The 10,372-nt window shown below is 62.5% G+C and carries 12 protein-coding genes; 6 read left to right on the top strand and 6 right to left on the bottom strand.

The features are described from left to right. Both AC5JJ6_RS25920 and AC5JJ6_RS25915 read right to left on the bottom strand, forming a co-directional pair. Positions 1 to 641, bottom strand: a 641-nt coding sequence (locus AC5JJ6_RS25920; RefSeq protein ID WP_496044835.1) for an ATP-binding cassette domain-containing protein, incomplete at its 3' end; no start/stop codon positions are given. A 76-nt stretch (positions 642 to 717) separates the two neighbouring features. After that, on the bottom strand, positions 718 to 1,857 hold the full coding sequence (locus tag AC5JJ6_RS25915) for a sugar ABC transporter substrate-binding protein (RefSeq protein ID WP_496044834.1): 1,140 nt from the start codon (positions 1,855 to 1,857) through the stop codon (positions 718 to 720). Positions 1,858 to 2,078: 221 nt separating this feature from the next. Here AC5JJ6_RS25915 and AC5JJ6_RS25910 point away from each other — a divergent pair, with 221 nt between their 5' ends. The 3 genes from AC5JJ6_RS25910 (at position 2,079) to AC5JJ6_RS25900 (ending at position 4,596) form a co-directional block, all read left to right on the top strand. Further along, positions 2,079 to 2,810 carry a GntR family transcriptional regulator gene (locus AC5JJ6_RS25910; protein ID WP_496044833.1) on the top strand — a complete coding sequence of 244 codons (732 nt, stop codon included), beginning with the start codon at positions 2,079 to 2,081 and terminating at the stop codon, positions 2,808 to 2,810. Between the two features lie 114 nt (positions 2,811 to 2,924). Further along, entirely contained in the window at positions 2,925 to 3,494 is a 570-nt protein-coding gene (locus AC5JJ6_RS25905) for a hypothetical protein (RefSeq protein WP_496044832.1), read from the top strand. 79 nt (positions 3,495 to 3,573) lie between these two features. Beyond that, positions 3,574 to 4,596, top strand: coding sequence for a TRAP transporter substrate-binding protein (locus AC5JJ6_RS25900; protein WP_496044831.1), 1,023 nt, complete (start codon positions 3,574 to 3,576; stop codon positions 4,594 to 4,596). Between the two features lie 13 nt (positions 4,597 to 4,609). Here the strand turns inward: AC5JJ6_RS25900 and AC5JJ6_RS25895 are convergent, their stop codons facing one another. Beyond that, the gene (locus AC5JJ6_RS25895) at positions 4,610 to 5,173 is read right to left on the bottom strand and encodes a hypothetical protein (protein WP_496044830.1); all 564 of its coding nucleotides are present in this window, start codon (positions 5,171 to 5,173) and stop codon (positions 4,610 to 4,612) included. Positions 5,174 to 5,238: 65 nt separating this feature from the next. Between AC5JJ6_RS25895 and AC5JJ6_RS25890 the strand changes: the two genes are divergently transcribed. Together AC5JJ6_RS25890 and AC5JJ6_RS25885 are read left to right on the top strand one after the other, a co-directional pair. Beyond that, positions 5,239 to 5,979, top strand: a complete 741-nt coding sequence (locus AC5JJ6_RS25890; protein WP_496044829.1) for a hypothetical protein — start codon at positions 5,239 to 5,241, stop codon at positions 5,977 to 5,979. A gap of 270 nt (positions 5,980 to 6,249) precedes the next feature. Next, positions 6,250 to 6,435: a hypothetical protein gene (locus AC5JJ6_RS25885; RefSeq protein WP_496044828.1), complete on the top strand. Its 186-nt coding sequence runs from the start codon at positions 6,250 to 6,252 to the stop codon at positions 6,433 to 6,435. 145 nt (positions 6,436 to 6,580) lie between these two features. On the opposite strand, the gene AC5JJ6_RS25880 is transcribed toward AC5JJ6_RS25885, so the two are convergent. Further along, on the bottom strand, positions 6,581 to 6,850 hold the full coding sequence (locus AC5JJ6_RS25880; RefSeq protein WP_496044827.1) for a hypothetical protein: 270 nt from the start codon (positions 6,848 to 6,850) through the stop codon (positions 6,581 to 6,583). A 259-nt stretch (positions 6,851 to 7,109) separates the two neighbouring features. Between AC5JJ6_RS25880 and AC5JJ6_RS25875 the strand changes: the two genes are divergently transcribed. Continuing rightward, positions 7,110 to 8,651: a M20/M25/M40 family metallo-hydrolase gene (locus tag AC5JJ6_RS25875; RefSeq protein WP_496044826.1), complete on the top strand. Its 1,542-nt coding sequence runs from the start codon at positions 7,110 to 7,112 to the stop codon at positions 8,649 to 8,651. Between the two features lie 93 nt (positions 8,652 to 8,744). Here the strand turns inward: AC5JJ6_RS25875 and AC5JJ6_RS25870 are convergent, their stop codons facing one another. Next, on the bottom strand, positions 8,745 to 9,857 hold the full coding sequence (locus AC5JJ6_RS25870) for an HPP family protein (protein ID WP_496044836.1): 1,113 nt from the start codon (positions 9,855 to 9,857) through the stop codon (positions 8,745 to 8,747). Positions 9,858 to 9,987: 130 nt separating this feature from the next. Continuing rightward, on the bottom strand, positions 9,988 to 10,372 hold a 385-nt coding region (locus AC5JJ6_RS25865), incomplete at its 5' end, for a LysR substrate-binding domain-containing protein (protein WP_496044825.1).

The following is a 10,372-nucleotide window of genomic DNA, read 5'->3' as shown; positions in this document are numbered from 1 at the left end:
CGGTCGCAGAAGCGCCTGACTTCCGCCATGCGGTGGGAGATGAAGATGGTAGTGACGCCGCCGGCCTTCAGGCGTTCGATCAGCCCGCCGAGCCAGTCGATGTCGCGTCCGGACAGCGCCGAAGTCGGCTCATCGAGCAGCAGGACGCGCGGCTGGCGGAACACGGCACGGGCGATTTCGATCTTCTGGCGCTGCGGCAGGTCGAGCGTGCCGACTTCGGCCTTCGGGTTCACATGCCCCAGGCCAAGCGATTCCAGATGGTCGCGGACGAGCTGCTCGCCGCGCCGCCGGCGCAGCAGCCCCAATGCCCCGACCGGGGCATTGGGCAGCAGCATGTTTTCCGTGACCGTCAGGTCCCGGACCAGCGAGATTTCCTGAAAGGCGGTCTGCACACCGAAGCGGTGCGCGTCGGTCGGACGCGTCAGGTGCGCTTCCTCGCCGAAGATCCGGATCGTGCCGGAATTCGGCCGGATCAGCCCCGACAGCAGCTTCACCGTGGTCGATTTGCCGGCGCCGTTCTCGCCGAGAAGGGCATGGACTTCACCGGGGCGGACGCTCAGGGACGCGCCGTCGAGCGCCACGGTCGGACCGTAGGCCTTGACGATCCGCTCCAGCCGCAAAGCTTCGGAGCCTGCGATCATGTCGTGAGATCTCCCGTACCGGGATTACGATGGCCCGGAGAGGCAGTGGCCTCTCCGGGGCAGGCACAAGGCTGATTTACTTCGACGCTTCGGCGGCCGATTTCTCAGGCTCGCCGACCAGCGCCGCCTGAAGGCCAACCTGCGGGGTCTGCTCGGAGAAGATCGACGCGAACCAGCCGGGATTGGACACCATGGCGGGTTGGAAGACGTTGCAGCCCGCCGCCATCTCCTGCCACGTCCCCTCCTTGCACAGCTTGACCGTCTCGTTGGTGACGACCGGCAGCGGCAGGGTGGACTTCTGGGGGATGCTCTTTCCTTCCAGCTTGTCGATCGCCAGCTTGAGCGCATAGGCGCCGGAATACGGCGGCGAGGCATAGGAGATGCGCGGAGCATCCATCGGCCGGTAGGCGCCGTTCGCGCCATCGACCTCGGCATTCTTCGGCAGCATCTGGATACGGCCGCCGTTCGAGCCTTCGCCGGCGCACGGCTTCAGCTTGTCCTCGGGAATGCCGGCCTCGAGCTGCATCTGGTTGGCGGTGAAGCAGCCGACCTGCATCCACAGGCCGTCGATCTTGTCCCAGCTCTGGGTCGCCAGCATCTTCGACAGCTCGGTCCGGGCCACCGCCTGGCTCCACATGCCCGGAGCTTCCGAGACGATCTTGATGCCCGGATTCTTGGCGAAGACTTCCTTCGCGGCCTTGGTCCGCAGGGTATCGACCGACGTGCCGGGCACGCCGGTTATGGCGACGATGTTGCCCTTGCCGTCCAGTTTCTTGACCAGCCATTCCGCGGTGACGCGGCCGGCCTCTTCCTGGTCGATGGTGACGTTGTGCGCGCAGGGCTCGGTGATTTCGGCATCGTAGGCCACCACCGTGACGCCCTTGCCGCAGGCGTTCTTGACCACCTGGTTGAGCGCCGTCGGGGAGATCGGATAAACGACGATCGCCTTCGCCCCGGCCTGAACCATGGAGTTGATCTGCTGGATCTGCTTCTGGGCGTTGGGGCCGGCGACCTGGACTTGGAGATCGATCTTGTCCGCCAGATCGGGATGGGCCGCCATGGCCTTGATCATGTTGCTGGCTTCGGCCTGCCAGTCGTTGCCGATATAGCTCATGCTCAGGAAGACCTTGTGCTTTTCCTGAGCGGAAACGCCGGCCGTTCCAGCCAGCAGGCACAGGCCCGCCATTCCGGCCAGCAGCTTCTTGTTGAGCGCCATTTGTCCCCTCCCTTGGTGTCTCCTGGCTTCCCGTCCCATCGACCGGAGCCGTCACGGCAGCGGCTTGACGCGCCGAATGCCGAGTTGGTATTTTATTTACCGTTATTTTTGATCATAGATCACAATTTGCCGCTCCGGCAATCCACTTTTTACCGCTTACCCTTATGGCTATAATCCTGCGCAACCTGGGCCCGACTAGGCCGGAAAGTGGATGTGAGACGATGGCGTTAGCGATCCCGCGCAAAGATCTGCCGATCGAGCCGGTCACCCGGACGACCGTTCAGGATCACGTCTACCTGAAGATGAAGGAGCTGATTCTGAACGGCGACATCGAGCCGGGACGGATGGTCACCATCCAGAGCCTGTCCGATGCCTTCGGGGTCAGCACCATGCCGGTGCGGGAAGTCTTGAACAGGCTGGTGGCCGAGAAGGCGCTGACGGTCGTGTCGGGACGCTCGGTCGGCATCCCGCCGCTGACGGTCGACCGGCTGGACGACCTCCGGCGGGTGCGGGTCGAAATCGAGGGGGTTGCGACGGAGTGGGCGGCGCGGGGGATCTCTGACGCCGATCTCGATCACCTCGCCGGCCTGATCGACCGCATGGACGTCGCGAAGACGGAGCGCGACCGCGCCACCTATGTTCCGGCCAACCGGGAGTTCCACTTCACGATCTACCGGGCGGCCGGATCGGAAACGCTGATGTCGATCATCGAGTCACTTTGGCTGCAAATCGGTCCCTACTTCGATTTGCTCAAGGCGACCGGCAACTGGTGGACCGCCAATGTCGAGCACGGCGCCATGCGCGACGCGCTGATGCGCAGGGACGGAGCCGGTGCCAGGAAAGCGCTGGAAGCCGACATCGAAGGCGCCGCGGCGGCCTTGAAAGATATACTTGTCGAGCAGCAGCGGACGGCGGAAAAGCCGGCCCGGCGACGACGCAGAATGCCGGAATAGCGCTCGGTGCGCCGGCTTCCGTGAGTTCCGGACCGGGACACCGTACCGATGCGTTCGGGAACTTCCCCGCCGGGATCGAGGTTGGAAAGCCGACACAGGGCAAGGGCCGGAACGATGGAACTCACCGATTATCCGCTGCTTCATAAAGCCGACTTGATGCTGACCTTGCTGAAGGTGGCAGCCCAGGGACCGGCATCGCTTGAAGACGCGATCGAGAGGCTGAAGCAGAACCTGAAATCCGTGGGTGAATCGCCTCCGGTCTCCGACGAGGAGTTCCGGACCCACTTGTCGGACGTGCGGGAGCATCTCGTCCAGGCGGTTCTGCTGGCGCCTCTCGATGACGGCCGGCTGGCCATCACGCCGCGCGGCATGCAGGCCCTGAGCGATCATCCCGGAGGGATCGACGACAGCGTTCTGATGGACTACGCGGAGTTCCGCGCGTTCATAGAAGCGAGAGCCGGCCACCCGATGAAGACCGTCGGGGACGAGAGCCCTCCTGGCGACGACCCCCGGATAGCGGAATTCGACCGGGGCATCGCCGCCTTCAACGACGGGCTGGACATCAACGACAATCCCTATTCCCGCGATACGCCGATGCACATCGCTTGGGAGAGCGGATGGTCGGAAGCGAAGGACGACGCGGTGCGTACCGGCGCATGGGCTGACCGATCCACCAACATCTGACCCTTGGGCGGTCCTTGAAGCAAGGCCGGGTTTTCAAACCGCCCGCAATAACAGAAGAAATACACGGGGAGATAACGCCATGAAGATGTCCATCAAAGGCCTGCTGCTGGGTTTGAGCCTTCCGGCAATGATCCTGGCGGCGAATGCCGGAACAGCCGCCGACATCAAGGAACGCTCGATCAAGCTCGGCTACGGTATTCCCGAAGAACATCCCCTGGGGCAGGGCGTGAACCGGTTCGCGCAGCTCGTCAGCGACAAGAGCGGTGGCAAGATCAAGGTGAAGGGCTACCCGGCAACCATGCTCGGCTCCGAAACGCAGATGATTTCGGCGACCATCGGCGGCGTCCAGCAGATGGTCATCCCGTCATCGGCGGCGGTCGTCTCGAACGTCAAGGAATTCGCCTTGTTCGATCTGCCGTTTCTGTTCGCCAATGAAAAAGAGGCAGACACTGTTCTGGACGGTCCCGTCGGGCGGCAACTGCTAGACAAGCTGACGGGCAGCAATCTCGTCGGTCTGTGCTTCTGGGAAAACGGCTTCCGGCATGTGACCAACAGCAAGCACCCGATCACCAAGGCCGAGGACCTCGACGGACTGAAGATCCGGACGATGACGAGCCCTGTGTATATCGACTCTTTCAATACCCTGGGCGCCAATGCCGTTCCGATGTCCTTCACCGAACTCTTCACGGCTCTGGAAATGAAGGCCGTGGATGCGCAGGAAAATCCCTTCGGCATCATCCATGCCAGCAAGTTCGACGAAGTTCAAAAATATTTGAGCGTTACCAGGCACTCCTACGCCCCTTACGTGGTGATGATCGGCAAGAAGTTCTGGGATGGGCTGTCACCGGATGAACGGAACATTCTCACGGACTCCTGTGTCGAGGCGCGTGCCTACCAGCGCAGTCTGACGCGGGAGACCAACGCGAAGATCGCCGATGAGCTCAGGGCCAAGGGAATGCAGATCAACGAGATCGATGCACAGGAAACGGCCAGAATGAAGGAGCAGCTTCAGCCTGTGGTCGATAAGCATACGAAGACCATCGGCGAGGACCTGGTGGCCCGGACCTATGAGGAAATCGAGAAGGTCAGGACGCGGAACTGATCCGTACGACCGGTCAGCGAGTACGGAACGACCAGGACATGCGCGCGATGATGTCCTGGTAGAAGGGCTTCTGCTCGGCCGGGATATCGATGAACAGGGTGCTGGCCTCGGACGAGGCGCCGTCGATCATGGTGCGCTGGTAATAGATCCGGTCGCCGTCATGGCCGCTCAGCACGAACCAGTTTTCCTTCGAACGCTCGTACGTGATCGACGCCGCCTTGGCCAGCAGGCTTCGTCTGGCGCTATCCATCACGTCGCGGACCGCGGTTTCCTGGCTCAGCGCGGCGCTCGATACCGAAAACCACGACAGGCCGTCGTCGGAGGTGAAACGGAAGCCGCCGGCTATCGGGCTCATGACGGGAAACACCCGGATCGGATAGCAGACGGTGGCTCCAAGGCTCTGATGACTGAAGCGCTCGAATGCAAGATCTCCCTGGTAGGTCTTGTAGTCGTCGCTGCCGGCTGGACAAGTCGCCGCGCGCGGGCTGGGCGCTCCAGCGGTAAAGATCGCAAGGAAAGCCAGGAGCGTCAGCGCATTCGACCGCCGGCGCCCCAGCGGGGAACCGACACGCTGCACCTTCTGTTGGGTTCGTGATCGCCGAAGAAACCGCATTCCCGTTTCGCTCCGCTGAAGGAAATCAAATGGCACACTCGGTAAACAAGGCCACCTGCGCGGCGGTGATGGCCCTGACACTCTTTTCTGCAAGCGCTGCCCTGGCCCAGCAGGACACTGCAATGCCCGAGGCGCAGCAACGAACCGCTGGTGAACGAACCGCCGGGGGCTTGCTTGCCCGGCAGGGCGGGAATGCATTCGGACCCGTGACATACCAGCCGAACAATGCTCCCTTCGCCCTCCGCAACAACAACTGGGTCGCCATCAAGGGTCCAAACATCACGGGCGAATGGCCAGGGCAGACGGGTGCCAACCGGCACGGCTTCGCCCGGTTCGACGATCCGGCCTACTCGATCAGCAGCTTCATCGAACTGATGCGCATATATCACGATCGCCACAACGCAAAATCGGCGGCGGAGATCCTCCGGCGCTACTCGCCATCCGGCGACTGCTCGGGCGCTCCCTCCCTGCCGCCCGCCGAGCGGCGGGATGGCGGCGGCTGCGTCGAAAATCAGACGAATGCCCCGGTTACCGCGACGCGGGCGGCGCGCGCCGTCGGTCTCGCTCCGACCGACGACCTCGACCTGTTCGGTCCCAATGGAGAGATCAACCACCCGGACCGCGTGAGGGCGCTTATCGACGCCGTCGTGACCCAGGAGGTGGGCGCCAGTCACTGTCCCCAGCCGCCGCGCGGCGAGAGCTGGATCGGCTGCAAGGTCGATGACGACGTTTATGCCCGCGCGGTCGATCTGCTGGATGGCAATGGCTGAGTCGATGACAAGGTGCGCAAGCGCCGGGGCCAAGAGGCTAAATTGACCCGGCGGACAGACTAGAGGACCTGGCAATCGGCTCTGGGGACAAAGCCCTGTTTGGTTGAGTCACGCCGACCTGGCGGCGTTCTCGGTTTGAGCATAGTAGCGTGCTTCAGCCTCGGCGGGGGGAGTGTTGCCGATGGGTTGGAGCAGGCGCCGGTTGTTGAATCGGTTCCGTCAGGCTTCGCGTCGGATCCTGAGCGGAGGCACGGATCAGGCTAGCGAGCAGTGTCGTCGTCTCGCGGCGGCAAGCATGTCGCGGAGGGCGGCGCCCCTCTGGACATGGATCACCTGTCGACGGGCTACGGGCACGTGCTCATCACAATGGGTAGCTGGTTGGAGGAAGCCGCGCACTTCATCAAGGACGCAGCGGAAACGTCCGCCCGCAATCCCGGCACTCGTGATTTCCCCTGATCGGAGGCGCACCTCCACCCCCGATCACCCTCCCGACGGCAAGCTGGCGCGAAAGCTGACATAGCTCTATTGGTGGAACCTGTTCGGCCACATCCTCGAACCATGATGGGGTCGAGCCATGCGGCGTTCACCCGAAACGGGCCCGTTAACGCGTCGAGCCCGTCGCCGCCCACTCCTCGAACAATTCGCGGAACGGTCGGCCCCGTGTGCCAGGCTGCTCCGTCAGCACCAGGGCGAAATCCACGCCCTCCAAGCCGGGCGTGTGCATCACCTCGCCGACACGGAACGTCGAGAGCGCACCGCCCTCCTCGAATTGGATCAGTTCCCCGATGCTCGGATCGAGTCTCAGATCTTTGTCGCTCCAGACAGGCTTGTCGCCCTCGCGCACAAGCAGGCAGCGGCAGCGAATACTCATGGTTTTACTCCTGGTTACAAGATGCCGGAACGGGCGAGATCAGCAGCCGACAGTTGGATGGACGCTCAGGCCGATTCTGCTACGTTCGACACGAGACATCCAACCGGTGGGAGAGGCGGCGGTTCCGGCGAGCGGTCCGGGACCGTCATCGTCCACAACGTCTGCGAACAGCTGCTCAGGCTTTTTCATGCAGTCGATTGTTATGTCGTTGCATGGATGACAGGATCCTGCTGCATCGAATTGACCGAGGAATTGGCGGATGAACGCACGGAAAATATTGGGGAGTCTAACGCTGGCGGGTTTCCTGATCGCCGGCATGGCAGGCCGCGATGCGGAGGCGGCATCGCTGAACGAACTGGCGTCACGGCATGCCTCCGCCACCTACCGCGAGCTGGTGGAACTTCTGTCACTGCCAAACGTCGCGACGGTTGGAGCCGATATTCAGAAAAACGTGACGTGGCTTGATCAGGCCATGAAGAAGCGCGGCTTCAGGACGCAGGTGCTCGCCAATGGGGAAAAGCCGATGCTGTTCGCGGAGTTCCCGGGAGCTTCGCCGGACAGAAAGACCGTGCTTTTCTATGCTCACCTGGACGGGCAGGCGGTGAAGCCGGCCGAATGGGATCAGGAAAGCCCTTGGGCGGCGACCCTGAAGCATCGGACATCCCAGGGGACTTGGGAAAGCCTGCCACTTGAACAGCTCTTCGGCTCCAGCGTCGATCCCGACTGGCGGCTGTTTGCCCGCTCGTCGTCAGACGACAAAGGTCCGATCATGATGCTTCTCGCCGCCTTCGACGCCATGAAAGCGGAAGCGCTGACTCCGGCCGTCAATGTGAAAGTGCTACTGGATTCCCAGGAGGAGCAGGGGTCGCCTACACTCGACAAGGTCATCAGGGAAAATCTGCCCCTTCTTCGGACCGATGCCCTGGTCGTGCTCGACAGTCCAATGCATCCAAGCAACAAGCCGACGCTGGTGTTCGGAAATCGTGGCATCGTATCGGCAACGCTGACCGTATTCGGTCCGAAGACCGAGCTGCACAGCGGCCACTACGGCAACTACGCTCCCAATCCGGCACAGGGACTGGCGGAACTGCTGGCCTCCATGAAGGACGAGAAGGGCCGGGTGGCGATCCCCGGTTACTATGACGGGATAGCGCTTGACGACCAGACCAGACGCATCATGGACGCCACTCCGGACGATGAGCCTGAATTGAACAGGCGCCTCGGCATTGCTGAACCGGATCAAGTCGGCGACAACCTCCAGGAAGCCCTGCAATACCCATCCCTGAACATCAGGGGCCTGGCATCCGCGGAGGTGGGCGACAAGGCTCGGACCATCATTCCGGCAACGGCGACGGCGGAAATCGACATTCGCACGGTTCCTGAAACTCCGCCTGCGCGTTTGTTCGATTTGCTGAAGCAGCATGTCGAGAAACAGGGCTATCATCTGGTGGCGAAGCAGCCGAGCGACAGTGAGCGGCAACAGCATTCTAAGCTTGCCTCGCTGACTTTCCTGGAGGGCTCCGCATCGAGCGCTGCGGTCAGGACCGATCTGCGGGCGCCGATCGGTCAATGGGTGTATCGTGCCTTCGAATCGACTTACGCGACCGAGCCGGTGCGCATCCGCATGATGGGCGGCACCGTTCCCACGGGAGCCGCCGTCGAGGCATTGCAGGCGCCTTTCGTCATCGTTCCTCTCGTGAACGCGGACAACAACCAGCACAGTTCCAACGAAAATATGCGGCTGGGGAACTATATCGATGGTATCCGGGGGATCCTTGGTCTTCTGCAGCAACAATTCTGACCGCTGAAATCCGTCATCTCTTGCAAGCAGTGTCGCGGCAACGGGAAGCGTGTTGAACGGATCTGCCCCGTTGGGAAGGGTCTACTTCGATCCTCACGGACCAAGCATGGCGGCAGCCTCCGTTTTGCCGTGCTCATTGTCCGAATCCGCTTCGAAAAGTGAATTCTCGGCCAGGGCCCGTGCCGTTGCCGCCAGCAGGTCCGCTTGTGTGATAAGGCCCAGGACGCAGTGCCGTTCGTCGACGATAATCACGGCGTGAGCATGGCCGTCGGTCAGGACGGGAATCAACTCCAGGGCGGGGTCGTCCGGCGATGCCGTCGCCGCACTTGAGAGAAGGTGGGCGATCGGATCCGCCGCGTTCGCCAGTTCGCGGAGGCCGACGGTCCCGACCAGGGTGTTCTCTTCGTCCACGACCGGCAAAGTTCTGATGTTATGGGCCAGCAACAAGGTGCGCGCCGCGATGGCGGATTCATCGAGGCTGATCCTGACGACGTCCCGGGACATGATGTCCCGGCACCTGAGAACGCCATGCGACCGGACCATGGCCTGCAACTCGACCTGCCGCAGCAGGCGATCGAGATCGTCACGATCGATGTCGAACGTCTCGTCCAGCGCTTCCAGTGCCGCGTCGACATCCTCGCTACGGAAGCCGACACGCCTTTGTGGCGGCTGATCGAGCGTATGATGCGTGTTTGCTGGCGCCGGTGCCGGAACATGCGGATAGCTCCGCCTGGAGAACCTGTGGAAGAGAATCCCGAGGGCCACCAGGATGAGTGAGTTAAGCGCCACCGGTATGAAAGGAAACAGGAAGCCCGACGTGGTAACGACCGGACCGCCCAGAATGGCGGTCAAAGCGGCGGCACCGCCTGGCGGGTGCAGGCAGCGGGTGGCCGACATCGCAGCGATCGCCAGGGCGACACCCGCTCCAAGCGCCAAGACCGGATCCTGAACCGCATGAGCCACGGCTACACCGACCAGCGCGGAAATCGTGTTGCCGCCGATGATCGGCCAGGGTTGGGCAAGCGGACTGGCCGGGACAGCGAACAGGAGTACGGCCGAGGCTCCGATCGGCGCGACGATCAAGGGCCAATACGAACTGTTGCCTGGAAGACGGCTGCAAATCAGACCGGTGAGGGTGATGCCGATCAACGCTCCCAGGCAGCCGATGATCCGCTCCCGCAGCGTCGCACCGGCAAGGATGGGCATGAACAGGCGGGAACGGCTAGGGGGTTTTGAGCCCGGATGCGGGTTCGTCGGTTTTTTCATTGAAGCGGGCCGAAAGCTGGGCGAGGCGGCGCAAGGCGGCCCCGGTAATGCTGCAGGTGCTTGGCGAGGTCTACGACTCGCGTTCGACGACACTTCCACGATTGTGGCGTTTGGTAAGAACGTCGAGAAACGCGTGGAAGATCGGTGAGCGGCTATCCTTGCGCCGCACCAGCAGGGTATCGACTGGACCAAGCTGATAAGTTTTGGTGCCGTCTGGCCGCTGCATCAGGTCGAGTACTGATTGAGGCATGACGCCGATCGAATTTCCTGTCGCGACGCTGGCGAGGACGGCGTGGTAGGAGCTGAGCTCCAGCGTTCGCATGGGCTTTCCCCTGCGTGCCCATTTCTCCGCGATGCGGCGATAGGTGCAGCCGGGCTCCAGAGCCGCGAGAGTGTCGACACGAAGATCAGCAGGGCTCAGTATTTCCGGATGATCAGGCGGAAGAACGATCAGA

It is taken from the genome of Skermanella sp. (assembly GCF_059503625.1).
The sequence above is the reverse complement of the archived record's forward strand: the minus strand, read 5'-3'. Positions and strand labels throughout refer to the sequence as shown.

Coding starts and splice junctions, on each gene's coding strand:
- AC5JJ6_RS25900 (WP_496044831.1), top strand. CDS start 3,574: ATGAAGATGTCCATCAAAGGCCTGCTGCTGGGTTTGAGCCTTCCGGCA.
- AC5JJ6_RS25915 (WP_496044834.1), bottom strand. CDS start 1,857: ATGGCGCTCAACAAGAAGCTGCTGGCCGGAATGGCGGGCCTGTGCCTG.
- AC5JJ6_RS25875 (WP_496044826.1), top strand. CDS start 7,110: ATGAACGCACGGAAAATATTGGGGAGTCTAACGCTGGCGGGTTTCCTG.
- AC5JJ6_RS25870 (WP_496044836.1), bottom strand. CDS start 9,857: ATGCCCATCCTTGCCGGTGCGACGCTGCGGGAGCGGATCATCGGCTGC.
- AC5JJ6_RS25905 (WP_496044832.1), top strand. CDS start 2,925: ATGGAACTCACCGATTATCCGCTGCTTCATAAAGCCGACTTGATGCTG.
- AC5JJ6_RS25910 (WP_496044833.1), top strand. CDS start 2,079: ATGGCGTTAGCGATCCCGCGCAAAGATCTGCCGATCGAGCCGGTCACC.
- AC5JJ6_RS25890 (WP_496044829.1), top strand. CDS start 5,239: ATGGCACACTCGGTAAACAAGGCCACCTGCGCGGCGGTGATGGCCCTG.
- AC5JJ6_RS25880 (WP_496044827.1), bottom strand. CDS start 6,850: ATGAGTATTCGCTGCCGCTGCCTGCTTGTGCGCGAGGGCGACAAGCCT.